The organism is Ectothiorhodospira haloalkaliphila ATCC 51935 (assembly GCF_000633935.1).
GTDB classification, from domain to species: Bacteria; Pseudomonadota; Gammaproteobacteria; order Ectothiorhodospirales; family Ectothiorhodospiraceae; genus Ectothiorhodospira; species Ectothiorhodospira haloalkaliphila.
In genome coordinates, this window is sequence record NZ_KK214998.1 from 579137 (window position 1) to 603498 (window position 24362).

At 61.3% G+C, this 24362-nt stretch carries 22 protein-coding genes; 12 read left to right on the forward strand and 10 right to left on the reverse strand.

What is annotated here, in order from left to right; all coding sequences use genetic code 11:
* From ECTHA_RS17990 to ECTHA_RS19055, 3 genes are read right to left on the reverse strand one after another with little or no spacing between them, the layout of a single operon-like run.
* Positions 1-297, reverse strand: a complete 297-nt coding sequence (locus tag ECTHA_RS17990; protein WP_174411995.1) for a cation:proton antiporter — start codon at positions 295-297, stop codon at positions 1-3.
* Positions 297-557, reverse strand: coding sequence for an MrpF/PhaF family protein (locus tag ECTHA_RS0110565; RefSeq protein ID WP_025280870.1), 261 nt, complete (start codon positions 555-557; stop codon positions 297-299). The genes ECTHA_RS17990 and ECTHA_RS0110565 overlap by 1 nt, the downstream gene beginning before the upstream one ends.
* Positions 554-1249 carry a Na+/H+ antiporter subunit E gene (locus ECTHA_RS19055; RefSeq protein WP_025280871.1) on the reverse strand — a complete coding sequence of 232 codons (696 nt, stop codon included), beginning with the start codon at positions 1247-1249 and terminating at the stop codon, positions 554-556. Before ECTHA_RS19055 ends, ECTHA_RS0110565 begins: the two co-directional genes overlap by 4 nt.
* A gap of 238 nt (positions 1250-1487) precedes the next feature.
* On the opposite strand from ECTHA_RS19055, the gene ECTHA_RS0110575 reads away from it, so the two are divergent.
* Positions 1488-1826 (forward strand): hypothetical protein, encoded by a 339-nt coding sequence (locus ECTHA_RS0110575; RefSeq protein ID WP_128571849.1) that lies wholly within the window; start codon positions 1488-1490, stop codon positions 1824-1826.
* 56 nt (positions 1827-1882) lie between these two features.
* On the opposite strand, the gene ECTHA_RS0110580 is transcribed toward ECTHA_RS0110575, so the two are convergent.
* Complete coding sequence (locus ECTHA_RS0110580; protein ID WP_025280873.1) at positions 1883-2881, reverse strand: DUF2333 family protein; 999 nt, start codon at positions 2879-2881, stop codon at positions 1883-1885.
* Positions 2882-3074: 193 nt separating this feature from the next.
* On the opposite strand from ECTHA_RS0110580, the gene ECTHA_RS0110585 reads away from it, so the two are divergent.
* The 6 genes from ECTHA_RS0110585 (at position 3075) to betA (ending at position 12401) form a co-directional block, all read left to right on the forward strand.
* Complete coding sequence (locus ECTHA_RS0110585) at positions 3075-3572, forward strand: sigma-70 family RNA polymerase sigma factor (RefSeq protein WP_025280874.1); 498 nt, start codon at positions 3075-3077, stop codon at positions 3570-3572.
* Positions 3573-3582: 10 nt separating this feature from the next.
* A complete protein-coding gene (locus ECTHA_RS0110590; RefSeq protein ID WP_128571850.1) occupies positions 3583-4383 on the forward strand; it encodes an anti-sigma factor family protein in 801 nt (266 codons plus the stop codon).
* A gap of 227 nt (positions 4384-4610) precedes the next feature.
* Positions 4611-6770: a diguanylate cyclase gene (locus ECTHA_RS0110595; RefSeq protein WP_025280876.1), complete on the forward strand. Its 2160-nt coding sequence runs from the start codon at positions 4611-4613 to the stop codon at positions 6768-6770.
* 214 nt (positions 6771-6984) lie between these two features.
* Positions 6985-8544 (forward strand): glutamate synthase-related protein, encoded by a 1560-nt coding sequence (locus tag ECTHA_RS0110600; protein ID WP_025280877.1) that lies wholly within the window; start codon positions 6985-6987, stop codon positions 8542-8544.
* An 87-nt stretch (positions 8545-8631) separates the two neighbouring features.
* Positions 8632-10707 carry a choline BCCT transporter BetT gene (betT, locus tag ECTHA_RS0110605; protein WP_025280878.1) on the forward strand — a complete coding sequence of 692 codons (2076 nt, stop codon included), beginning with the start codon at positions 8632-8634 and terminating at the stop codon, positions 10705-10707.
* Positions 10704-12401, forward strand: coding sequence for a choline dehydrogenase (gene betA, locus ECTHA_RS0110610; RefSeq protein ID WP_025280879.1), 1698 nt, complete (start codon positions 10704-10706; stop codon positions 12399-12401). Before betT ends, betA begins: the two co-directional genes overlap by 4 nt.
* Positions 12402-12553: 152 nt before the next feature.
* Here the strand turns inward: betA and ECTHA_RS19060 are convergent, their stop codons facing one another.
* The 6 genes from ECTHA_RS19060 to wrbA form a co-directional block, all read right to left on the reverse strand.
* Positions 12554-13906 (reverse strand): sensor domain-containing diguanylate cyclase, encoded by a 1353-nt coding sequence (locus ECTHA_RS19060; RefSeq protein ID WP_025280880.1) that lies wholly within the window; start codon positions 13904-13906, stop codon positions 12554-12556.
* A gap of 113 nt (positions 13907-14019) precedes the next feature.
* Complete coding sequence (locus ECTHA_RS0110620) at positions 14020-15036, reverse strand: DUF21 domain-containing protein (RefSeq protein ID WP_025280881.1); 1017 nt, start codon at positions 15034-15036, stop codon at positions 14020-14022.
* Positions 15037-15097: 61 nt separating this feature from the next.
* Complete coding sequence (gene glgX / locus ECTHA_RS0110625; protein WP_025280882.1) at positions 15098-17245, reverse strand: glycogen debranching protein GlgX; 2148 nt, start codon at positions 17243-17245, stop codon at positions 15098-15100.
* Between the two features lie 18 nt (positions 17246-17263).
* Positions 17264-18769, reverse strand: coding sequence for a BCCT family transporter (locus ECTHA_RS18005; protein WP_025280883.1), 1506 nt, complete (start codon positions 18767-18769; stop codon positions 17264-17266).
* 234 nt (positions 18770-19003) lie between these two features.
* Complete coding sequence (thpR, locus tag ECTHA_RS0110635) at positions 19004-19510, reverse strand: RNA 2',3'-cyclic phosphodiesterase (protein WP_025280884.1); 507 nt, start codon at positions 19508-19510, stop codon at positions 19004-19006.
* A 101-nt stretch (positions 19511-19611) separates the two neighbouring features.
* Positions 19612-20220 carry an NAD(P)H:quinone oxidoreductase gene (gene wrbA / locus ECTHA_RS0110640; RefSeq protein ID WP_025280885.1) on the reverse strand — a complete coding sequence of 203 codons (609 nt, stop codon included), beginning with the start codon at positions 20218-20220 and terminating at the stop codon, positions 19612-19614.
* A gap of 111 nt (positions 20221-20331) precedes the next feature.
* Between wrbA and ECTHA_RS0110645 the strand changes: the two genes are divergently transcribed.
* From ECTHA_RS0110645 to ECTHA_RS0110660, 5 genes are all read left to right on the forward strand, one after another.
* Positions 20332-21246, forward strand: a complete 915-nt coding sequence (locus tag ECTHA_RS0110645) for a LysR family transcriptional regulator (protein WP_025280886.1) — start codon at positions 20332-20334, stop codon at positions 21244-21246.
* 542 nt (positions 21247-21788) lie between these two features.
* Positions 21789-23081, forward strand: a complete 1293-nt coding sequence (locus ECTHA_RS0110650; protein WP_026623726.1) for an AAA family ATPase — start codon at positions 21789-21791, stop codon at positions 23079-23081.
* A gap of 4 nt (positions 23082-23085) precedes the next feature.
* Positions 23086-23748 carry a hypothetical protein gene (locus tag ECTHA_RS19520; protein WP_174411996.1) on the forward strand — a complete coding sequence of 221 codons (663 nt, stop codon included), beginning with the start codon at positions 23086-23088 and terminating at the stop codon, positions 23746-23748.
* Between the two features lie 165 nt (positions 23749-23913).
* Positions 23914-24081 (forward strand): hypothetical protein, encoded by a 168-nt coding sequence (locus ECTHA_RS19915; protein WP_156946832.1) that lies wholly within the window; start codon positions 23914-23916, stop codon positions 24079-24081.
* Positions 24082-24087: 6 nt separating this feature from the next.
* A complete protein-coding gene (locus tag ECTHA_RS0110660; RefSeq protein ID WP_025280450.1) occupies positions 24088-24279 on the forward strand; it encodes a hypothetical protein in 192 nt (63 codons plus the stop codon).
* The last annotated feature ends 83 nt before the right edge of the window (positions 24280-24362 follow it).

Below are 24362 nucleotides of genomic sequence, written 5' to 3' on the forward strand. Positions count from 1 at the left end.
TCAGCGTCCCCGGACCGGGGCGTTCGAGCGCAGCACATGGCCCGCGATCAGATGACCGGAGACCGCGCTGGAGACGGCGACCAGGCCCCATATCAGCAGGATCCGCAGCATCTCGCCGACCGAGCCGACCAGCAGGGCCACCCCGAGACAGGTGAGGCCCAGGCCCAGCCCATCGGCCTTGGTCAGGGCATGCAGCCGGCACAGGGTGTCGGGAAAGCGCAGCAGCCCGATGGTGCCGACCACAAAGAAGGCCGCGCCAGCCGCAATCAGCACGAGGGCCAGAAGCTCGATGGACATCAGTGATCCTCCCTGCGGGTGACGACGACGAAGCAGATCAGGGTGATGGCCGCGAGAAGCGCGAAGACCAGGGCCACATCCAGAAGCACGGGCATTTCCATCAACAGCGAAAGGATCAGCAGGATCGCCACCGCCGCGGTCCCCAGGAGCTGCGCCGCCAGCATGCGCTCTGCCGGTTGCGGTCCGCGCAGGACCGGGACGAGTCCCGCGAGGATCGAGGCGAGCAGCACCAGCGCGATGATGGAGAGTGCGAGGGTCATGGGGTGTTCTCCAGGGCCAGGTGTGGGGGCACCGTGCGCAGCCTGAAGAGGGCGGCGACACGGGCCTCAAGCGGACGTAGCTGCGCCTCGAGATCGGCGTCCGTGTCCAGCATGTGGATGAGCAGGAGCTCGTCATGGAGCCCCGCCGTCAGGGTGCCCGGCAGCAGGGTGATGACGTTGGCGAACAGCAGCCGCGGCGCCCCTTCCGGCAGCCGGGTGCGAAACACCCGGCAACCAGGCGCCAGACGGGGACGCCGCCCAAGGGCTCGCCGGGCGACGTCGAGTGCCCCCAGCAGCAGACGCAGCGCGAACCAGGGGCCAAAACGCAGTGCCCCCACCGGCGAGAGGCGCCAGCGTGGTGGCGCCGGGTAGAGAAAGATCAGCGCCGTCGCGGCCAGGATGGCCGGGCCACCGATCATCCAGCCCTGGGCCGTCCCGCCGGTGAGCGCCACCCACAGCCCCGCAAGGACGGCCAGGCTGAAACCTGCACGGGCAATGTGGCGGCGGACGCGACGCGGTGGGTGGGCATCCACGACGATGCCGGGAAGATCGGCCTCCCGGGTTAGCCGCGCGGGGAGCCCATGGCCTGCCCCTTGCCCATGCACGCCAAGGGGGAACTGGACAGGGCGGCTGGCGGGCCGCTCCAGGAGTGGCTGGGGCGTTGCTGAAAGGCGGTCAGCGTACTGGTTCATGATGCGTCTCCGTGGGCAGCCGGATCACCTGTTCGCGCCAGGAAGGCGCCCGCTCGGGCTGCCAACCGTTGCGCGCGCTGAAGCCTGGCTTGTTCGTCGATAAGAACGCGCGAGGGGGGGCGCTTCATCCCGAGGGTCGAGTCGGTAGTGATCAAGCCATGACGCAATCACGCAGGAAGATGAAGGGATTATCTTCCCGCCAGCAGCGTTCTTCGGGTGGATGCACCAGAACGAGGACATGAACGCAATGCTCAGCTATCTGCCCGATATGAAGACGTCCACCGCCGCCCTGGGGCGGCGTTGTGGCGATGGGTTGCTCGGCCTGTGGAGCCGGGTGTTTCATCGCAATGCCCAGGCCGACGAGTCCTGGCTGGAAAAACGTGATATGGCGGTGATCACCGCCACCCTGATGCGGCTATCCGAGCGCCAGCTCAGCCGGATCGGCATGAGCCGGCGCACCCTGGCCCTGGATGTGGAAGACCTGGCGGCCCGTGCCCAAAGGGAGCTTCAGGTCAGTCCCGTCGTGCTGGAGGTGGTGAAGTCGGGTGGGTCGCGGCGGGTGATCAGGCACGAGTAGGACGTCCTGAGCCGCCAACACCCCGAGGGATGGTGTTTCCCTCGGGGTGTTCATCTTTACCGGGTGGCGCGCACCACGCGGCTGATCTCGTCCAGCTGAAGGACGGCACGCTTGAGGTAGAACCCCTGCAGTTGCAGGTGATTGGCGACAATGCTGTTGGCCCCACTGCCGTTGAGCACCACCCGCGGCTGCAGTTGTGAGGCCCGGCGCAGACTGTCGATGGCCTGTGCCCAGACCCGCTCGAGTCCGTGGGCGGCGATCACGCTCTGATAGTCCTCGCCCAGTTCACGCAGCAGCAGATAGAACGCATAGCTCATGCCCTTGTTGAAGTAGAGCATGCGGTTGGATGTGAAGTTGATGATGAATGGGTCGGTATCCACCAGGGCATCCAGCCGGGCCGCCCGTGAGCCCAGGTCGGTGGCGATGCGGTCCACGGTCATCACCAGGGCGTCGCTGCGCGTTTCAAAGACGGCCTCTCCCCGGGCTACGCGCTGGTTGTAGTTGATCAGGGCGGCGTGAGCGGCCCGGTATTGCGCATCGGCCGGCTGCACGGGCAGGAGTGACTGGTTGAGATCGAACAACCAGACATCGGGTGGGAACTGCAACAGCCCCGCCGCCCGTTCAAGATCATTGTCAATCGCCCCCGAGCCTCGCAGCCGTCCGATCTGGGTTTCCAGTTCGAGGGTGAAACGGCCCACCCCTCGCATCATTCCACTCTGGAAGCTGGGCATGTTGATGTGAAAGGCCGTGGGGTAGAAGAATGGGTCGTTGGGGCTCCAGCGATGGGTGATGGTCTCGCGCTCGATCAGGGCAGCCGCCATGTCCACCGCGCGGCTTCCCCCCTCGATCGGGGTGGGCGGGGTGAAGCTCGGGTCGGCATCGATCCGGTTCATCATGCTGCCCGCCACGCCGAAGTAGAGCCCGAACGCAATCGTCAGCATGAGCGTGCTGCGCTTGGTCACGGAGAGCAGACCCGTGCCAAAGATGCGCGCGCGCAAGGAGACCCTGCGGCGTCGCATCAGTGTTGGGGGTTGGGGTATCAGATCTTGGTACATGGTGGCTCCTGTCCGTTGATGCTTATCCAGAGAACGCGCGGGCGCGCGGTTTCATCCCACCCGGGGCGGCCGCGCAAAAAAATCTCATCCGGCAGGGATGAAATCCGAGCGTGCCGCGTTTTATCCGCTCATACGATGACGTAACAACGCACCGAGCAGGGTGACATCACGAGCGCCGGATGGGAGTTCCGCCATGAGCCTGAAGAGCGAGCTTCACACACATATCCAGAGCCTGCGCCGCTACGCGCTGGTGCTGACCCGCAACCGCGATGCGGCCGAGGACCTGGTGCAGGAGACGTTGACCAAGGCCATCGCCCGGGCGGAGACCTGGCAGCCTGGCACCGCGCTGCGTCCGTGGCTTTTTCGGATCCTGCACAACACCCATGTCAGCGAGATACGTCGCCGGCAGGTCCGTGAGGCCGCTGCGGCCGATCTGCCCGAGCCGATTTCCCCGGAGACGCAGTCGCATCATGCGGACCTGCGCCAGGTGCTCGCGGCACTGGACCAGCTGCCCGAGGCACAACGCACGCCCATCGTGCTCGTGGCGCTTGAGGGTATGAGCTACAAGGAGGCGGCCTGCAGTCTCGATGTGCCGCTGGGCACCTTCATGTCGCGGCTTGGCCGCGGCCGCGAGGCCCTGCGCAGACTCATGGATCAGCCCCAATCCCGGAATGACAGTCTTTCAGCCTGAGGAGACCATCATGCAACGCAATGACGACCCCATACCCGATCACGTACACGATCCCGAACTACAGGCCTACCTGGATGGCCGCCTATCGCCGGAGGCCGCCGCCGAAGTGGAGGCGCGGCTGGCAGGGGACGAAACCCTCTCCGACGCCGCGGCACAGTGGCAGCATCACCGCAATCTCATCCGCGACGCTGCCGACGTGCTGGACACCGGTGACTCCAACCTGCGCACCGCTGCCCTGGAGCGCGACCTGGCGCGCCGGCTGGCAGAGCGCCAGCGGCATGCACGTCTGGCTTCGCCGAGGCTCGGCCAGTTCGCCGCCTCGGTGGCCATCTTCGTCCTGGGCTGGGGGGCGCACATGGGCTATGAGCGGCTGAGCGTGCCCGATCACCCGGATTACGTCGCCGAGGCGCTGTCGGCCCATCAGGTGTTCGCCCATGATGATCGATATCCGGTGGAGTTTCGTGCCGACGAGATGGAGCAGGCGGTGGGCTGGTTATCAGCGCAGATGCAGCGCAAGGTCGACAGCCCCAAGCTGGATAACCTGGGTCTTGAGGTGGTCGGCGCGCGGCTCCTGGGAACGCAGAACGGGCCGAGCGGGCTGTTCATCTACGAGAACGCCGAAGGTCAGCGCCTATCGGTGCTCATTTCCGCGCATGAGGAAGGCATGCCCGAAATCCCGCTGCGCGTGTCGCGCCAGGGAGCACAGACGGTCGCCTACTGGAGCGACGAGTCGATCGATTACGCGGTTCTCGGGGGCCACGACCGGGCCATGCTCACTCAGGTCGCCGCCGCTGTGTCCATGAGCCGATGAAGACGTTGCTGACGGCCGAGAGCTATTGGCATAAAGGATGCCGGTTGCCGGGATTCCCTCCGCCCGACATTGAGTGGGCTCAAGGTTCCACAACATGGTGTGGGGTAGACTGTTTAGAATACGTCCACACTTGAGCCCGATGTCACAGCGAACATCGAGCGAGCATGGATTGATATTTCCCTTATCAGAGCTATCCCAGGATGCCGCAAGAGCCGCAAAAAACCGTCATGGAAATCCAGGAAGGTGACACGAACAGCGGCATCGATGGGGTTGGTACTGAACCATCGGACGGTTCCAGATCTCCCCCCTGCATCTCCCTTGAGACCGAACTGCTGGAGGCACAGCGCATTGCCCAGGTGGGCAGTTGGCTGTCGGATTTCCAGGAGAACGTGATTCGTTGGTCTCCGGAGGTTTACCGGATTTTTGGGCTTTCTCCCAATGCCTGGCATGCCACCCATGAGGCGTTCATGTCATTGGTGCACCCCGAGGATCGAGGCAGGGTGCAGGCGGCCGTTGATGCCGCGCTCGCGGGTGATGCCTACGATATCGAGCACCGCATTCTGCGCCCCGATGGGAAGATACGCATCGTCCGTGAACGCGGCAAAGTGGAGTTTGATGGTGCCGGCCGACCGCTGCAAATGATCGGCACCGTGCACGACATCACCGATCGCAAATGGCAGGAGGAGGAACTGCGACGTAGGGAACTGCGCTTCCGCCTCGCTCAACAGGCGGCACGATTCGGTATCTGGGAATGGGAGCTGGCCGAAGACCGGATCCATTGGGACGCCAACTGCTGGATCATGCTGGGCTACGCGCCCGACACCCCCGGTGTTTTGAGTTATGCCCAGTGGCGGGCCATGGTTCATCCCGATGATCTGGAGGACGTGGACGAACAGTGGCGTCGTCAGCTGGCAGGAAACGACCGTTTCACCATCGAGTTTCGCTATGAATGTTCCCATGGTGGCTGGGCGTGGGTACAGGGTCGCGGTCAGGTCATCGAATATGATGATGAAGGCCAGCCCCAGCGACTGATGGGCACCCACGTGGATATCAGCCAGATCAAGCGTGCTGAACAACAGGCCCATCAAGCCCAGCAACGCGCCAAGGCGTATCTGAACACTGCCGGGGTGATCATGCTGACCCTGGGGAGAAATGGCATCATCGAAATGGCCAATCAGCGCGCCTGCAGCACCCTGAAATGCGATGCGCGGTCCATAGTCGGCCTGGACTGGTTTGAGCAGTTTGTGCCCGAGCGTTATCGCCATGACATGCGGGCACGATTCAACGCCATGATGACGAATCATATCCTGCGGCTTCATGAGTCCAGGATGGATTCCCCTATCCTCACGCGCACCGGAGAGAAACGCTGGATTCGTTGGACGGCTGTGACCCTGCGGGATGAACGCGGACTCCCCGAGGCGGTGCTCTGCTCTGGAGAGGACATCACGGAGCAGCGTCATGCCTGGCAGGAGAAGGAAAAGATCGTCCAGATCCTGGAAGCGGCGCCGGATATCGTATGCTCCTGCGATGAACATGGCCGTATCCATTACATGAATCGAGCCGGCCTGGCGTTCTGGAATCTGCCGGATGGTCTCCCGCAGCCGGGTGAGCCAGCCCCCGTTTCTCTGCAGGACCTGCAGCCGGACTGGGCGATTCAGCGGGTGCTGAAGGAAGGTTTTCCGGCAGCCTTGCAGACCGGGCACTGGTGTGTAGAGTCGGCGATCATCAATGCTCAGGGAGAAGAAACACCCGTTCACCAGACGGTGGTGGCGCATCCGCCGGAAAACGGCGATGCCCTGCGTTTTTCAACCCTGATAAGGGATATCAGCCTGCAAAAACGCTATGAGACGGAACTGCATCGGCAAGCCTTCGAGGATACCCTGACAGCCATCCCCAACCGGCGCCATTTCGAAAGCGTGCTGGAAAAGGAACTGCAGCGTGCAGAACGCTACGGTCACCCGTTCTCCGTCATGCTCCTGGATGTGGATCATTTCAAATCACTCAATGATCGCTTTGGTCACGAAGTGGGCGACGAAGTCTTGTACGCTCTGGCGCAACGCCTGGACCAATGCCGGCGGGCTTCGGACACGCTCGCCCGTTGGGGTGGGGAGGAGTTCATCGCCCTGTTGCCAGAGATACTACTGGACCAGGCAATTCAGGCGGCAGAGGGCATGCGACGCCGTATCGAGGACGAGCCCTTCAAGACGGTTGGGCGCGTGACGATCAGTCTCGGCGTTGCCCAATTCTTTCCTGGCGAGACGATGCGCGATCTCATCAGACGCGCCGATCAAGCGCTTTACCAGGCGAAGAGCCAGGGACGAAACCAGGTGGCGGGGTTCTTTCCGGGTAGTCCGTCACCTGACTCCCCCTGCAAAGGCAGGGGGTGAGTCTGGAAGCTGGCATCTAGGTCTGCCAGTGTTCGGCCTCACTGCCGTGATAGCCAGGTATGATCAGTGTGGTAGCCATGAGAATGTTCCTGAGCGATCTCGGCCCTGACTATAAGGGATATTGCGAACTGTCAATAACTGATGAATCGTTGTGGTGTGAGGCCGTTTTGGCATAAACGACTCGCACGTCCTGAGTTCACTGTTAGGGGGTTGGATGACAAAGCCAATCGTATCGGCAGTAAAACCCACGGGTGTCCCGCTCGAAAAGGACAAGGAGTATTACTTTTGTCGTTGCGGGCGCTCCAGCGATCAACCCTTCTGCGATGGCTCCCACCAGGGGACCGGCATCGAGCCGATCGCCTTCAAGCCCCGCAAGGATGGCAAGAACTGGCTGTGCATGTGCAAGCAGTCGGGCGATCTTCCCTATTGCGATGGCACCCACGCACAGGTGCCGGAGAGCGCGGTGGGAGAGGAATTTGGTGGCCTTGATGAGGACGCGGAAGAGGCCGGCGACGATGCCGCTCCCACACCGCGCAACACCGGGACGGAACCCCACGTGGAGCTCATTCATGCCCTCGCGCGAGGTGGGCTGGAAGAGGTGGGGGCCATGGGGCCCACGGTGGCCATGGGCGTGCCGCGGGATCGGATGCCATCCTGGGATGATATTCAGATTCTGACAGCGCAGTTCGCGCGCCGCCCGCTTGCCGGCGATATGGATGTGGACAGCGCGCTGGTGATCGGGCCGGAGGCCCGGCGCCCGCTGCGTCTGGAGATGCCGCTGTTGGTCACGGACATGAGCTTTGGTGCGCTCTCCCGCGAGGCCAAGATCGCGCTGGCGCGAGGCGCCGAACAGGCCGGTACCGGCATCTGCTCCGGCGAAGGCGGCATGCTGCCGGAAGAACAGGCCGAAAACTCGCGCTACCTCTTCGAACTGGGGCCGGCGCGTTATGGCTACTCCGAGGAAATACTCGATAAGGTGCAGGCCTTCCACTTCAAGGGCGGCCAAGGCGCGAAGACCGGTGTCGGCGGCGTGTTGCCGGGCGCGAAGATCTCGGAAGAGATTGCCAAGGTGCGCGGGATCAACACCGGCCAGGATGCGGTGTCGCCACCGGTGATCCCGGACCTGGAAACGCCCGCCGATTTCCGACGCTTTGCGGATTCGGTCCGCGAACGCACCGGCGGCATTCCCGTTGGCTTCAAGCTCTCCGCGAACCACATTGAACAGGATCTTGCCTTCGCGCTCGATGCAGGCGCTGACTACGTGATCCTGGATGGCCGCGGTGGCGGCACCGGGGCCGCGCCGGCCCTGCTCAGGGACCACATCAGCGTGCCGACCATCTCCGCACTGGCGCGCGCACGACGTTATCTGGACCTTCGAGGTGCGAGCGGGCGGGTCACCCTGATCATCACCGGTGGGCTGCGCACCCCGGCGGACTTCGTCAAGGCCCTGGCGCTGGGCGCCGATGGCATTGCACTGGGCAACAGTGCCATTCAGGCAGTGGGCTGTGTGGGTGCCCGCATCTGCCACACCAATCGCTGCCCAACAGGTGTGGCGACTCAGGATCCGGAACTGCGCAAGCGCCTGGATCCGGATGCAGGGAGCGCCGGGCTCGCCCGCTTCCTCGGGGCCTCCCTGCAGCTGATGCAGGTGCTGGCTCGCGCCACGGGCCGGTCACGCCTGGCGGACCTCGATCGGGAGGACCTGATCACCTTCAATCGCGACCTGGTGGAGATGGCTCGGGTGCCCTATGCCGGCGAGTCCGGCGGCGGTTGAATAAATCACTGGACAGGGGTGAAAAAATGGGTTTTAAGTTTCCTGTGATCCAGATGCGCTTCAGCGGGGTGGGTTACAGGAGGGTATATGGCTCAGGAAGCGGAAGGTAGGCAGGTACCCGACCAGGGGCTCAATCATGTCGTCTTTTATGGGGCAGCCGTCGGCATTGTAGCCTTTGCGCTTTGGGCAATGTTGTTTACCGAGCAGGCCGGTGCGGTGATCGGCGGTGTACTGGCCTGGATTTCCAACACCTTTGGTTGGTTCTATTTTATTGCCGTGGTCGCCTACCTGGTGTTTGTGGTGGCCATCGGCCTGTCCCGCTATGGCAGTATTCGCCTTGGTCCGGAACACTCGCGACCGGATTTCAACATCCTCACCTGGGCCGCCATGCTCTTTGCCGCGGGCATCGGCATTGACCTGCTGTTTTTCTGTGTGGCCGAACCGGTCAGTCATTATCTGGCACCACCGGTGGGTGAGGCGGGCACTGTCGAGGCCGCCCGTCAGGCCTTGAGCCTGACCTTTCTTCACTGGGGCCTTTCCGGGTGGGGTATCTACACGCTGGTGGGCATGTCACTGGCCTTTTTCAGTTACCGCCACGGCCTGCCACTGACCATTCGCTCCGCGCTGTACCCACTGATCGGCAAGCGTATCTATGGGCCGATCGGGCACTCGGTGGATATTGCTGCCGTGCTGGGCACGGTGTTCGGCATCGCCACAAGTCTGGGCATTGGCATCATCCAGCTCAATTTCGGCCTCAATTACATGTTCGGCATTGCCGAGAGCACGGTCACGCAAGCGGTGCTGGCCCTGATGATCGTGGTCTTTGCAGCCATATCGGCCATCACCGGTGTCGAGCGCGGCATCCGGCGACTGTCTGAGTTCAATATGCTGCTGGCACTGTTGCTGCTTTTGTTTGTGCTGTTTTCCGGCAAGACGGTGATGCTGCTGAACGCGCTCGTGATGAATATCGGCGACTATCTGTCGAGCTATGTCAGCCTGTCGTTCAATACCTATGCCTTTGATCCGCCCGCCGACTGGCTCAATGCCTGGACCGTCTTCTTCTGGGCCTGGTGGATTGCCTGGGGGCCTTTCGTTGGCATGTTCCTGGCGCGGATTTCGCGCGGACGCACGATTCGCGAGTTTGTTGCCGGTACGCTGATTCTTCCGCTGGCCTTCATGATGGCCTGGATGGCCACCATGGGTAACAGCGCCATCGATCTGATCGCCACCGGCAGCGGTGTGGAGAACTTTGGCGAGCAGGCCATGAATAACCCTGGCTCGTCCATCTATCTTTTCCTGGAGAGCCTGCCCTGGACGGGTGTGACCACGGTAGTGGTGAGCATTCTGGCCATTGTGTTCTTTGTCACCTCGGGTGACTCCGGGTCGCTGGTGCTGTCGAATCTGACATCCGTGATTCGAGACCCCAACGAGGACGCCGCCAACTGGATGCGCATCCTCTGGGCGGCCATCATTGGCCTGCTGACCCTGGCCCTGCTGATGACCGATGGCCTGGAAGCCCTGCAGAGCGCCGTGGTGATCATGGGGCTGCCCTTTGCTGTGGTGCTGTTCCTGATGATGTTCGGGCTGTTCAAGGGACTCACGCTGGAGGGACTGAAGTTTGATAGTCACCAGCGCAGCCTTTCCGGCCACCTCTCTGGCCGCACCGGACGAGTCAGCCAGGATGGCTGGAAGCAACGTCTGGCACGTGCCATGCACTTCCCCAATTTCAATGAGGCGCAACGCTTCCTGGCAGATACTGCCAGACCGGCCATGGAGCAGGTGCGTGATCAGTTGCGTGAGCAGTCCATCAAGGCCGAAGTCGAGTTCGAAAAGGGTGAGTCGTTGCATATTGCGCTGACCGTTGATCTGGGTGGTGAGCAGGACTTCACCTACCAGATCTGGCCGTTCAAGGCGCGCATGCCTGCATTCCCGTTGCGCGCCACCCGGCCCCGGGCCAATTACTACAGGCTGGAAGTCCACCTGAGCGAAGGAGGGCAAGGTTACGATGTGGCTGGTTACAGCAAGGAGCAACTGATTGCCGATATGCTGGACCAGTACGAACGTCATCTGGACTTTCTCCATTCCCGGCAGCACAGTCTCGGTGGCAACACGCAGGTTCCCGACGGGCCTGACAAGGCCGCCGGCAAGGAGTCCAATACATGAGCGAGTCACGATTTGAAGAGGCATTCGACTACATCATCGTGGGTGCCGGTTCGGCGGGCTGTGTGCTGGCCGATCGGCTCAGTGCGGACGGTCAGCACTCGGTCCTGGTGCTGGAGTTTGGTGGTAAGGACAATTCGATCTTCATTCAGATGCCGACGGCCTTTTCCATACCGCTCAACAAGCCGAAATACGACTGGGGGTTGTACTGCGAACCTGAGCCAGGCCTGGCTGGCCGTCGCCTGCACCATGCCCGTGGCAAGGTGATTGGCGGGTCCTCTTCGATCAACGGCATGGCCTATGTGCGCGGTTGTGCCGGGGACTTTCAGGAGTGGGAGCAGGCGGGTGCCAAAGGGTGGGGTTATGAGGATGTACTGCCCTATTTTCGCCGTGCCGAGGATTGTGTATACGGCGAGGATGATTATCGAGATACCGGCGGTCCGGTGGGTGTGTGCAATGGCAACAATATGCGCAACCCGCTGTATCGGGCCTTCATCGAGGCGGGTCGGCAGGCCGGTTACGGTGAGACCAGCGATTACAATGGCTATCGGCAGGAAGGCTTTTGCCGCATGGACATGAGCGTGCGCGACGGGGTGCGCAGCTCGACCGCCAATGCCTACCTCAAGCCAGCCCTCAAGCGCGGCAACCTGACGCTGCGCATGCATGCGCTGACCACGCGGGTGGTGATGCAGGGAAAGCGGGCCGTTGGCGTGGAGTACCGGCAGCAAGGTCAGGTGCACCGGGTAGGTGCCAACCGGGAGGTCGTCCTCAGTGCCAGCACCTTCAATTCGCCCAAGCTGCTGATGCTTTCCGGTATCGGATCGGCGGATCAGCTGCGTGAGCACGGTATCGATGTGGTGCACGATCTACCCGGAGTGGGGCAGAACCTGCAGGACCATCTGGAGGTCTGGGTGCAGCAGCGCTGTACGCAGCCGATCACTCTCAATGGCTGGCTGAATCCCCTGGGCCAGTTGCGGATTGGTGCGCAATGGTTCTTCGCCCGTTCTGGCCTGGGTGCGACCAACCATTTCGAGTCCAATGCCTACATCCGCAGTCGACCCGGGCTGAAATGGCCTGATCTGCAATACCATTTCCTGGCTGGGGCCATCGCCTACGACGGCAGCAAGGCCGTCAAGGGTCACGGTTTTCAGGCGCATCTGGGTGCCAACAAGCCGTTGAGTCGCGGTGCGGTTACGCTGAGGTCCGCCAACCCCGAGGAGGCCCCGCGACTGGTGTTCAACTATCTGCAGGAAGAGGCCGACCGCCAGGCCTATCGCGACGGGGTGCGCCTGACGCGCGAAATCTTCGCTCAAGCGGCTTTCGATCCATACCGTGGCGATGAGGTCTCACCGGGGCCGAATGTGCATACGGATGATGAAGTTGATGACTGGGTGGCACAGACAGCTGCAACCGCCTACCACGCCTGTGGCACGTGCCGTATGGGCGAGGACGAGAACGCTGTGGTCGATTCGCAGTGTCGGGTGCGCGGCGTGGAGGGGCTGCGAGTGGTGGATTCGTCCATCATGCCCACGGTCACCAACGGCAACATCAATGCACCGACCATCATGATCGGCGAGAAGGCCGCCGACCACATCATGGGCCGCGATCCGCTTCCGCGCTCCGAGGTGCCTGTGTTCGAGCCTGAGGGGTGGCAGCAGCAACAGCGGGAAAACAGGCCGGGGGTGATGTCCAGCTAAGACCTGAAAAGACGGGGAGATGGGGGACCGCTGTCGACTCTTATGGGAAGCTTCCATGATCCAGGGCTTTGCATCCCCCCGCGGCATTGAGTGCGCTCCAGCGTCGCGCCTGCGCGCCGGCTTCAACGTTACAGGGTGAGTTGGCTTTCAACTCAATCCTGGTCCGCCTCGGTCTCGGTACAGACCCGATTGCGGCCGGCCTTCTTGGCCGCATAGAGCGCCATGTCGGCACGGCTGACGAAGGCTTCATGGCTGTCGTGTTCTTCAAGATGTGAAGAGGCGAGACCGGCGCTGACGGTGATGCGGAGCGAGTGCTCGCGGATCAAAAAAGGCGCCGCCTCGATCTGCTGGCGCAGGCGCTCAATGAAATTCCGTGCCTGGGCCACGTTGGTATCGGGCATCAGGATCAGAAACTCTTCACCACCCCAGCGCGCGACCCAGTCGGATTCGCGGGTACTGGCTCGGAGCACCATGGCGACCTCTTGAAGCAGTTGATCGCCCACGAGATGACCATAGGTGTCGTTGACGCGTTTGAAAAAATCCAGATCAAGGATGGCGATCGCATTGGGGCGGTGTCCCCGCTGTCCTTGTGCCTGAATGCCACGGATCACATGCCACATGCCACGCCGATTGAGCAGTCCGGTCAGTGGATCATGGTCGGCATGGTAGGCGAGGCGCAACTCGGCCTCCTTGCGCCGGTGAATGTCGATCCGCAAACCACTGACTGCAACGGCGATTCCGTCTGGACTGCGTTCATAAACGCGCGCGTGGTCCTGTAGCCAGATCCAGCGTCCATCGCGATGCCGGAAACGGTACTCGGCGGTGAAGTCGTCCACACCACCATGGATGACTTGCCCCGTTTGCTCGGCGAAGGCCGCCAGGTCCTCGGGATGGACGTTCGCCCGCCACCACTCGTCGGTGATGACGATCTCGCCGGGTTGATAGCCGATCTGGGCCAGATAACGCTGGTCCGGGCACACCTGGCCAGTGCTGAAATTGGCGGTATACGTGCCGATGCCGCCGGCCTCAAGGGCGAGGTCGAGCATTCGTTGAGTCTGCAGGAGCTGCAGTTCCGCGACTTTGCGGTCATGGATATCACGACCGACACCGATAATGGCAGTGACTTCTCCCCGCTCATCCAGCACGGCCACATCGGACCACCCGAACCAGCGCCAGCCTTCCTGGGTCAGGGCCCGTTGTTCCAGATAGCAGCGGTGCGGCGGGTGATAGAGGCTTGCTATCGCGGCGTCGGTCTGGGCCTGGTCATCGGGATGAACCAAGGCCATGAAACGTTGGCCGATCAGATCCTCTTCGCGCTTCCCGAAGGTGCTGCAATAGCCCGGGTTCACGTAGAGGAAACGGCCCTCGTTATCGACCTTGACGACTAGGTCATTCTGCTGCTCGACCAGGAGTCGATAATGCTCTTCACCGCCGGGCAGGGGGGCGTTGGACTCTGGCGATGCCTTGCCACTGGTCGGCGGTTGCCTCGGTGGACGCTGATCCATTGTGGCTTGCCCCCGCTCTGGGTGCCTTAAGGAGAATGATCTGCTCACTTTATCGCACGCTGGCAGCCAACCTGTACAGTGGGCAGGTGACGTCGGATGGGCGCCCAGTCAGGCTACCGATTGGATTTGCCCACGATGTTTCGCATCAAGCGGCCCAGGATGTCGGTGCCGGTGAGCAATCGTGGCTGGTCTGTCCATGACAGCACCACGTCGTCCTCGACAATGTCATCCCCCCTCGGCCCGGAATGCAGGCGGAACCGCGGAATCAGTTCACCGAGTTTGCGAGTGCCGCTGGTCACGATGATTGGACGGTGGCAGTGTCGGAGGGGATTGAAGTGCTCGGGAGCGAATATGGCCTCCCGCAGGAAGTCATTCACACTGAGGACCAGCCGGGGCCAGTCGTCGGAATCGACAATGACCACCCAACTCTTGCCCGAGCGGTTGATTTGACAGAGAAACGGGTCCTTGGGATCGGCGGTGATTTTTGGGAACAAGGGCCTTGTTCCATCGAATTCAAGACACAGTACGCTCCCCGGATCCACCGGCTCGCCTTCGTCTCGTATCGGGACATCGTCCAGCTCCAGGAAATTCAGCGCACCCTGTCCTTCGACCCGTGCGATCTCGGACTCGGTGGTCTCCATGTGGAGCTGGATCACCCGACGCAGATCACGCTCCGGAAAGTAGCGGATGTTCTCGCCGCCCAGCCAGGCATCCAGTGCCCAGGCAGTGGGCCGTGCCACCGGGTAGAGCAGCACCTGGTAGACCCGCAGCACCGGCGCCAGCATCGACGCCATGCGCAGTGCGTTGCGGGTGAAATAGGATTGCGGAATGATTTCCGCGAAGATCGTGATGACAACGGTGGAGAACAGGAAGGCGATCACGCCGCTCATCACGGAGCCGGAAAGCAACGCCAGCAGCACGTTCACCCCCACGTTGCCCCAGAGGATCGTGACCAGTGCGAAGTTTGCGTCCTCACGCAGCCCCAGCACGCGTTCCGATAGTTTGTTGCCCTTGCGTGCCTCGACCTCCAGTTCCAGCTTGCTGAGCGAGAACAGCCCCAGGTTCAGACCGGACAGCATTGCCGACTGAGACAGGCAAAGCAGGATTCCGATCCAGGTGAGCAGCGTCATTTCATCGCCTCCAGCGACATCAACTCAAGGACGAAGCGTCCTGAAACCAGGGAGCCGCTGATCACTCGCCGACGCGCCTCAGCAGAATCATGGCGCGAGCCTCCACGGTGAACGTGCCCCCGGCGTCGTGATGCCGATCCTCATCGACCCATCCCTCGGCGGTATCCAGTTCCACCCGCCAGCGTTTGCACCAGCTGGCCTCGGGCAAGGTGAACTCCAGGGGCTCATGGTGGGCGTTGAAGGCCAGAAAAAATCGATCATCGACGATGCGCTCGCCGCGCGGCCCGGGGGAGGGCAGGGACTCACCATTGATGAATATCCCCAGCGATCTGGCAAAGTCTTCTCCCCAGTGATCCTCTTCCATACACTCCCCGTCGAGTGTGAACCAGGCAATGTCTTCCACATCGTGGCCATGGATGGCCCGACCCTCGAAAAAGCGTCGCCGCCGGAACACCGGGTGATCATGCCGAAAACGCACCAGACGGCGCGTGAATTCAAGCAGCGACGTGTCCACCTGTGACCAGTCATACCAGGCCAGTTCGTTGTCCTGGCAGTACACGTTGTTGTTGCCCTGTTGTGTGCGTCCCAGTTCATCTCCCCCCAGCAGCATGGGCGCACCCTGGGACAGCATCAGGGTGGTCAGGAAGTTGCGCTGCTGCCGGGCGCGCAGGGCGTTCACCTGCGGGTCCTCGCTGGGGCCTTCCTCGCCACAGTTCCAGGAGCGATTGTCATCGGCACCATCCTGGCTATCTTCGCCGTTGGCCTCATTGTGTTTATCGTTGTAGGACACCAGGTCCCGCAGGGTGAAACCATCGTGGGCCGTCACGAAGTTGATGCTGGCATGGGGCATCCGGGAGGAGGACTCGTACAGGTCGGGGCTGCCCGTCAGCCGGTACGCGAATTCACCCAGGGTCTGGTCCTCGCCGCGCCAGAAATCACGAACGGTATCGCGGTACTGGCCATTCCACTCCGACCACAGCACCGGGAAATTGCCCACCTGATAGCCCCCCTCGCCGATGTCCCAGGGTTCGGCGATGAGCTTTACCTGGCTGATGATGGGGTCCTGCTGGATGATGTCGAAGAACGCCGAGAGCCGGTCCACCTCGTGCAGTTCCCGGGCCAGGGTCGAGGCCAGGTCGAAGCGAAACCCATCCACGTGCATCTCCAGCACCCAGTAACGCAGCGAGTCCATGATCAGCTGCAGGACATGGGGATGGCGCATGTTCAGGGAATTGCCGGTGCCCGTGTAGTCCATGTAGTGACGGGGTTCATCGGGCATCAGCCGGTAGTAGGCGGCGTTGTCCAGTCCCTTGAGGCTGAGCATGGGCCCCAGGTGATTGCCTTCGCTGGTATGGTTGTAGACCACGTCCAGAATCACCTCCAGTCCCGCCTCATGCAGTGCCTTGACCATCCCCTTGAACTCCCGAAGCAGTTCATTGGGGTCGTCGCTGGAGCCATATTCATTGTGAGGTGCCAGATAGCCGATGCTGCTGTAGCCCCAGTAATTGCGCAGGCCTCTCTCCTCAAGGTGTGAGTAATGGATGAACTGATGCACCGGCATCAGCTCCACCGCCGTGACGCCCAGGGACTTGAGATGCTCAATGGCGACCGGATGGGCCAGGCCGGCATAGGTACCGCGCACCGCCTCGGGGATATCCGGGTGGCGGACGGTGAAGCCCTTGACGTGGGTCTCGTAGATCACGGACTCGTGCCAGGGCGTGCGGGGATGGCGATCCTTTTCCCAGTCGAAGTGCGTGTCCACGACGACGGAATGGGGCACATGAGGGGCACTGTCCTGGTCGTTGAAACTGTTGTCGGGATCATCGAAACGGTAGGGGAACACCGCTTCGTTCCATTTCACCCGCCCCGCAATCGCCCTGGCGTAGGGGTCCAGTAACAGCTTGTGGGGATTGCACCGCAGACCCTGCTCCGGGTCCCAGGGGCCGTGAATGCGAAACCCGTAGCGCTGCCCCGGGCCGATGCCGGGCACATAGCCATGCCAGCACAGGGCCGAGACCTCCGTCAGATCAAAGGACTCGGTCTGTTCCCCCTGCTCATCAAGCAGACACAACTCCACCCGCTCTGCCACCTCCGAGAACACCGAGAAGTTGGTGCCCTCTCCGTCAAAGGTGGCGCCCAGGGGGTAGGGCATCCCGGGCAGTAGCCGGGGCGACGCGTCATGGGAGGGCGTATCGGGTGTGGCCGTCATTGGAACAACTCCTGGTTGTCAATTCGGCGGGGTGGAGTCTGAGCGCAGGGCCTGAATCAGTGCCACCCCCATGAGCACCATGATAATGGAAAAGGGGACCGCCGCGACCAGCGAGGCAGTCTGAAGTGCTCCCAGCCCGCCAGCGAAGAGCAGCGCGGCGGCGATGGCCGAGACCAGAAAGGTCCACACCACGCGCACCGGCGTGGGGGGCGATAGCCGCCCGCCGCTGCTCATGGAACCCAGGATGTACGAGGCCGCAGCCGCAGAGGTGATCAGGAAGGTCACCACCAGCAACAGGGCGACCCAGGAGAGCAGGGTGCCCAGGGGGAGCGTTTCCAGCAGCTGGAACAGCGAGGCCGACACGTCATCGCTGACCGACCCGGCCAGGCCGGCGTTTTGTTCCAGGTCCCGATACAGTGCGGTGCCGCCGAACACGGCAAACCAGAAGCAGGCGATCATGGGGGGCACGGTCAACACCGCCGCCACGTACTCGCGAATGGTCCTTCCCCGCGATACCCGCGCCACGAAGGCCCCCACAAAGGGCGACCAGGCGATGATCCACGCCCAGTAGAACAGGGTCCATTGCCGCGTCCAGCCATCGCCCTCCCCAGGACCGAGCCTCAGGCTGTAAGTCAGGAAATGGTGTGCATAGTCCCACAGCCCCAGGAAGAAGGTCTTCACGATGTACAGGGTAGGCCCGAGCAGGAACACCGCCACCAACAACCCCAGGACCAGACTCAGATTGAGGATGCTCAGGTATTGAATGCCCGTTCCCAACCGCGTGAGCGTGAAGCCCAGGTACACCACGGCCAGGGTCACCACAATAAGCAGATGGACATGGGGTGTGTTGGGCACACCGAACAGGGTGTGAAGGCCACCATTGGTCTGTAGCACACCCATTCCCAGGGAGGTGGCCATGCCCAGTACGGTGGCGATGATGGCCAGTATGTCCACCGAATCTCGCAGCCGGGGGCCATGACCGGTCAGCGGATGCAGGGCGGTGGAGATGCGCCCATCCTCCCGGCGATGGAATTCGAAATAGGCAATCACCAGGCCCACCAAGCCGAAGATGGCCCACTGGCTCACACCCCAATGGAAAAACGCATACCCCATGGCCAGGCGGCCCGCAGCCTCTGTCTGTGGCTCCGCGCCCCCCAGAGGCGGCAGTACAAAGTGACTCAGGGGCTCGGCCACCCCCCAGAAGACCAGCCCGATACCAAAGCCAGCCGAGAACAACATCCCGATCCAGGCAAAAAAGCCGAACTCGGGTCGGTCGTCCGGTTGCCCCAGACGGACACGCCCCCAGGGGCTCAGGGCCAGCCCGACCAGAAACACCACGAAGCCGAACACCGCCAGCAGATAAAGCCAGTCGAAATTGATGCTCACCAGCCGGTAGAGCCGATCGGCGGTGGCCGCGAATGGCCCCGGCAGCAGAATGCCCAGCAATGAAAGCACCCCGATGACCGCCGCCGAGACGGAAAACACCGGATTTTTTACCAGCGTTACAAGAGAGTGCTCGCGCATGGCTCCCACGCCCTGAGGATGGCAGGGCGTCCCCTGTCCCCTGAGTGTTGAGCCACCTTGCCATGGGGGCAGGGTCAGTTCAAACCCACCGCCGTCCGGGGCTTGCTCTGGATGCCTCTGCCACGATGGAGTCGGTGGCACGGAGACTGTCGGGCTATATCGTGCTCGCCCGGGCCGTTTCCTGGGACGCGCTGAACAGAGCGTGGAGCCTGCAACGGCGGGTGCGCCTGGTGATCACACGGGATAGCGCTGCACCACCTCGTAGCGCACGCCGTCCGGGCCGGGTTTGGATACCACCAGGCAGAAGCCGTCCACCGACCAACGGATAGGGTGAATGGGAGCCCGTGCCACAGGGGCCTTCAGCTTGCGGGCCACGGTGACATGGGGACGGTACTCCCGCGCCTCCGGCTGGAAGCCGCACGGTATCAGGGCGGTGTTCAGGTCCTGTGCCAGCCGCACCAGAGGGCCGCGGGGGACAACGTCCCCCAGCCACAACACGCCGGGCTTTCTGAAACACCCAAGCCCCGTGAGTTCGAACGCGAATGGCTCGATTTCCACCGTGCTTGCGGCCCGGCTCAGACACTCGGCATAGGCCGTATCGGCCGCACCGATGAAGGCCAGCGTGAGGTGCAGGTTGTGCCGGGCGACCGGGCGCCCGCCATGCCCGTCAGGCACGCGGGCCTGGATTGCATCCCGAAGGGGATCATCAGGCCACAGGGCAAAGAACATTCGTTGGGTCATGAAGGTATTGTGCCTTCATTCACCCAATGACGCATCGCGCCTCAAGGAGCGCAGGGCGGCCCCTGAGGGTTGGGGCGCCCTGCCATGGCGTGGGCCTCGGTTCAAACCGCTCCGCCGGTCATCCTCCGGGTGACCTCGGCCACATGCTGACCCTGGAAGCGGGCGATGGTCAGCTCCTTGTCGCTGGGCTGACGGCTGCCGTCGGGGCCCGCCAGGGTGGCCGCGCCGTAAGGGCTGCCGCCCCGGGTTTCGGACACATCGGTGAGCTCCGGGATCGCATAAGGCACCCCCACGATCACGAACCCCTGGTGCGCCAGGGTGTGCCAGAAGGAGGTGATGGTGGTCTCGCCACCGCCACCGGTGCCCGTGGAGGTGAACACGCTGCCCACCTTGCCCACCAGCTTGCCCTGAGCCCACAGACCGCCGGTGCGATCCAGGAAATTGCGCATCTGCGAGGCCATGTTGCCAAAGCGGGTGGGGGTGCCGAAGATCACGGCATCGTAATCCGCCAGTTCCTCGGGCTGGGCGATGGGGGCCGCCTGGTCCAGCTTGGCACCGGCGTTGCGCGCATCTTCCTCATTCATCAACTCAGGCACACGCTTGATGTCCACGGTGGTGCCCTCCACCCCACGGGCACCCTCGGCCACCGCATTGGCCATGGTCTCGATGTGACCGTACATGGAGTAATACAAAACCAGAATCTTGCTCATTGTCCTTGCCTCCGTGTGCAAAAGAACGTGGTGCCCCCGACCGGGGCGTGTGTGTCATTGGAATTCATGGCGGCAGGTTGATAAACCCCCCAAAACGCATAAGATTGATGCATGCAACGCATCGATCTGCCGGACTTCGACCTCATCCGCGCCCTGCGCGTCTTCGTCACCGTGGTGGACGCCGGGGGCTTCAGCGCCGCCTCGGAGCGCCTGGGCCTGGCGCGCGGCCAACCCAGCCGCTATGTGAGCAAGCTGGAAGGGCATCTGGGCACCCGCCTCATGCAGCGCACCACCCGCCGCCACTCCCTCACCGAGGCCGGCAGCGCTTTCTACCCACGCGCGGTGCAGATCCTGCAACTGGTGGACGAGGCCGAGCAGGACCTGGCCCTGGAGACCGACGCCGTGCGCGGCCGCCTGCGCCTGAGCGCTCCGGTGAGCTTCGGCATCCGCCACCTGGCGCCGGCCCTGGCGGACTTCAAGCGGGCCTATCCCGCGGTCACACTGGATGTGACCTTCAACGATCACCTGGTCAACCTGGTGGAGGAGGGGGTCGACCTGGCGGTTCGCATCACCTCGTCCCTGGACCCCACCCTGGTGGCCCGGCCCCTGGCCACCACCGACAAGGTTCTGTGCGCAGCCCCTGATTACCTGCAGGCCCGGGGCACCCCGGAGCATCCGCAACATTTGGTGGAACATGAATGTCTCGTGTACACCAACGAACCCAGCAGCCAGGAATGGCGCTTCCGACAGGGGCGGGACGAGGTGGCCGTGCGCGTGGAAGGCTCCCTGCGCTCGGACAATGGCGAGATGCTGGTCACCGCCGCCGAGACCGGCCTGGGCCTGGTGCTGGTGCCGCGTTTTCTGGCGACCGAGGCGCTGGCGCAGGGCCGGCTGGTGACCTGCCTGGATGCATGGCAGGCGCCCGAGCTGACTGTTTACGCCGTTTACGCGGATCGTCGCTGGTTGCCGCCCAGGGTGCGGGCGTTGATTGATTTTTTGGTGGCGCGGTTTGCTGGGGGGGTGTAGGAGTGGATTCGCAGCGGGGGATGGTCAAGAGTGTGGGGGGTATGTCCCGTTCGCAATCTCAGAGCGCCGTGCTCAAGTACCGTCGTCGTATTGACCTGAAACATGAAATCCGTCACAAAGTCCGGTAGTGTTCTGCCAATAGTCATGCGATGGATCGGACATGGAACACAGGAACCCTGCGCGGCCTTCACGGCGAGGCGCAAGATCATTGGCCCAGGGCCAAGCCGCGATGCGCTCATGCACCCGGTTCACGCGGGCGTGTTGGTGTCACCCCGTCAACGCGGTTGTAACGGGCCCGAAAACCGCCCTACCAAAGGGTTGGGACAAAAGTGTAATGCTCCCCTTCGAACTCCTGCGGGTGGCTGCGACAGCCTGAACAGCTACCCGCCGGGATCCTTTCATGAATTCATGGGGATCTCTCAGCGTTTAACCTAATGTTACACGTAACCGGCTCCCCCCACTTTCAAGCAACGGCAAGCATGGATCTAGTGGGCTGTGGTTTCCAACGGTTTACGATTCGCAGCTATAGAGAGACGCAAATAATGGCTAAAATTGAAGGCTTTCGGATAAAGAATTTCAGAGCTCTCAGAGACGTCACCTTAGGACGTCTATGGAATCAGCAGCATGCTGAGCCGCTTACCCCATTGACAGCAGTTATAGGAAAAAATGGTGTTGGTAAAAGCACCTTATTTGATGCATTTGGCTTTCTAGCAGACGCTTTGAAGGTTGGTGTCGAAGAGGCATGTTACGCTCATGGGCGGGGAGGCTTTGAGCGGGTCCGAGCGCAGGGTCAGGCAGGGCCTATTGAATTCGAGGTCTACTATAAAGAAGACGGGAACGCTCGGCCAATCACCTACGAAATTTCCATCGATATGGATGGTTCGGGTCGGCCTTATGTCTTGAAAGAACGTCTCAGACAGAGACGCAAGGGTCAAAAGCGAGGATGGCCATTTTCTTTTCTTTTATTGAATAGTGGAAAGGGGATTGCTTGGAAAGGGGATCAGGGAGGCCGTCAGATCGAAGAGGGACAGGCGTGCTTCGACTTGGATAGCTTGCTGGATTCGATCAGGTCAGATGAAACCAATGAAGAGTCAAAAGAAACCGAACTGGTGGAGCTTGAGGATATACGAAAATTAGGCGTAGCTACGCTTGGGTCCTTGAAACAACATCCAAGGATTTCAGCATTTCGTCGATTTATCGAAGGTTGGTATCTCAGCTACTTTACACCCGATGCAGCTAGGAGTTTGCCGCTAGCTGGGCCCCAGAAGCATCTCAATATTCATGGGGACAACCTTGGAAATGTTGTGCAATTTATGGAAAGGGAACACCCAAAGCGATTCCGAACCATCCTAAATCAAATAGTAAGGAAAATCCCTGGTGTTGACAAGATTGACACGGAACGGACGAACGACGGCAGGTTGCTACTTCGGTTCAATGATATGGGTTTTCAAGATCCTTTTTATGCGCAGCAAATGTCCGACGGTACACTGAAAGTATTCGCTTATCTGCTTTTGCTGGAGGACCCTGCGCCGCCGCCATTCTTGTGTATCGAAGAGCCAGAAAATGGCTTGTACCATAAACTACTTGAGTCCCTGGCGGAGGAGTTTCGTGAGCACGCAACGGGGCGTAAAGGTGGGTCTCAGGTCTTCATTACTACCCATCAACCTTATTTAGTCGATGCTCTGGATCCCTCTGAGGTATGGATTCTTGAGAAGGGACCAGATGGTTTTTCGGCTATACGCCGAGCTAGCGACGACGAGATAGTGAGGAGTATGGTTTCTGAGGGGCTACCCTTGGGCAGTCTTTGGTACAGTGATTACCTAGATGCGAGGTGATCGAGTGCATTTTGAAATCCTTGTTGAAGATCAGTCTGGAAAAAAAGCTCTTGATATATTGATACCCAAGATTATCAGCGCTGACCATACGTATAATGTCCACTCTTACAAAGGAATTGGGCGTCTTCCAAAGAATCTTGGTGCAAATGACAACGCCAATAAACGCATATTGCTCGACCAGCTTCCAAGGCTTCTTCGTGGGTATGGCAAGGCATTCGCCAATTATCCGGATGACTACTCTGCGGCGGTTATTTTGGTATGTGATCTCGATGATAAGTGCCTTAGAGCATTCCGTGAAGAGCTTATTGGTATTCTTGAAGCTTGCAATCCACAGCCCAAAACCCGTTTTTGCATCGCAATTGAGGAGGGCGAAGCTTGGTTCCTTGGCGATATTCCAGCGATTAAAGCTGCCTACCCCAGCGCCAAGAGCACTGTCTTACATAAATATGTGAATGACTCTATTTGCGGCACGTGGGAATGTTTGGCAGATGCAGTATATCCCGGAGGTGCGTCAGCTCTTGCCTCTAAAGGCTGGCAAGCCGTCGGCGTAGAAAAGTCTCAATGGGCGGAGAAAATTAGTCCTCAGATGAATGTTTCGAATAATGCTTCACCAAGCTTTATTTACTTTCGTAGGAAGTTGCTTGAGCTTGCGGGAGAAAATGATTGATGAGTTGTGATTGACGTCTTGGTGGTAATAGAGGATTGATCAAACCCGTATGGCTAGTACCTGAATCCGTGACGAAATCTCGCCAAAATGTGTGATTAAGCTTCAAAAGAAACGAGATAAATGAGAAAATTGGGGCTTCCCGTTGCACCAGTTGGGTGAACCCATATGACCCTCAAAAAACCTCGCCTTGAGCAGTCGCCGCGCCGGATTCTCACCGTCCATGCGGGGCTGGCATTGATTGGCGAGGCGATTGCGGCATCCCGCTTGGATCAGGCGGTGAAGTCGATGGGATCTTACCGGGGCACCGACCATGGTCAGGTGCTCAGCACCTAGCTGGGTTTGCTCACCCTGGGCAAGAGCGACTTTGAAGCCGCCGAGGGGGTCCGCAAGGACCCGTTTTTTCTGTCCTGCATGGGCTCGAAGCGCGGCCTGTCGGCAGCGCGCTTGCGTCAGCGGATGGATGCCTCGGCCATGGATTATGCCCGCGCCCTGGACCGGGCCAACCTGACCTTCCTTCAGCAGGCTGCGTAGACCGCTGAAGGTTGCCACCCATTCCACGTGAAGCCTGCCACCCGGACCGGGGCAAAGCTGCCACCCATCGGAGCGTAGCGACG

Coding starts and splice junctions, on each gene's coding strand:
- ECTHA_RS17990 (WP_174411995.1), bottom strand. CDS start 297: ATGTCCATCGAGCTTCTGGCCCTCGTGCTGATTGCGGCTGGCGCGGCC.
- ECTHA_RS0110565 (WP_025280870.1), bottom strand. CDS start 557: ATGACCCTCGCACTCTCCATCATCGCGCTGGTGCTGCTCGCCTCGATC.
- ECTHA_RS19055 (WP_025280871.1), bottom strand. CDS start 1,249: ATGAACCAGTACGCTGACCGCCTTTCAGCAACGCCCCAGCCACTCCTG.
- ECTHA_RS0110575 (WP_128571849.1), top strand. CDS start 1,488: ATGAACGCAATGCTCAGCTATCTGCCCGATATGAAGACGTCCACCGCC.
- ECTHA_RS0110580 (WP_025280873.1), bottom strand. CDS start 2,881: ATGTACCAAGATCTGATACCCCAACCCCCAACACTGATGCGACGCCGC.
- ECTHA_RS0110585 (WP_025280874.1), top strand. CDS start 3,075: ATGAGCCTGAAGAGCGAGCTTCACACACATATCCAGAGCCTGCGCCGC.
- ECTHA_RS0110590 (WP_128571850.1), top strand. CDS start 3,583: ATGCAACGCAATGACGACCCCATACCCGATCACGTACACGATCCCGAA.
- ECTHA_RS0110595 (WP_025280876.1), top strand. CDS start 4,611: ATGGAAATCCAGGAAGGTGACACGAACAGCGGCATCGATGGGGTTGGT.
- ECTHA_RS0110600 (WP_025280877.1), top strand. CDS start 6,985: ATGACAAAGCCAATCGTATCGGCAGTAAAACCCACGGGTGTCCCGCTC.
- betT (WP_025280878.1), top strand. CDS start 8,632: ATGGCTCAGGAAGCGGAAGGTAGGCAGGTACCCGACCAGGGGCTCAAT.
- betA (WP_025280879.1), top strand. CDS start 10,704: ATGAGCGAGTCACGATTTGAAGAGGCATTCGACTACATCATCGTGGGT.
- ECTHA_RS19060 (WP_025280880.1), bottom strand. CDS start 13,906: ATGGATCAGCGTCCACCGAGGCAACCGCCGACCAGTGGCAAGGCATCG.
- ECTHA_RS0110620 (WP_025280881.1), bottom strand. CDS start 15,036: ATGACGCTGCTCACCTGGATCGGAATCCTGCTTTGCCTGTCTCAGTCG.
- glgX (WP_025280882.1), bottom strand. CDS start 17,245: ATGACGGCCACACCCGATACGCCCTCCCATGACGCGTCGCCCCGGCTA.
- ECTHA_RS18005 (WP_025280883.1), bottom strand. CDS start 18,769: ATGCGCGAGCACTCTCTTGTAACGCTGGTAAAAAATCCGGTGTTTTCC.
- thpR (WP_025280884.1), bottom strand. CDS start 19,510: ATGACCCAACGAATGTTCTTTGCCCTGTGGCCTGATGATCCCCTTCGG.
- wrbA (WP_025280885.1), bottom strand. CDS start 20,220: ATGAGCAAGATTCTGGTTTTGTATTACTCCATGTACGGTCACATCGAG.
- ECTHA_RS0110645 (WP_025280886.1), top strand. CDS start 20,332: ATGCAACGCATCGATCTGCCGGACTTCGACCTCATCCGCGCCCTGCGC.
- ECTHA_RS0110650 (WP_026623726.1), top strand. CDS start 21,789: ATGGCTAAAATTGAAGGCTTTCGGATAAAGAATTTCAGAGCTCTCAGA.
- ECTHA_RS19915 (WP_156946832.1), top strand. CDS start 23,914: ATGACCCTCAAAAAACCTCGCCTTGAGCAGTCGCCGCGCCGGATTCTC.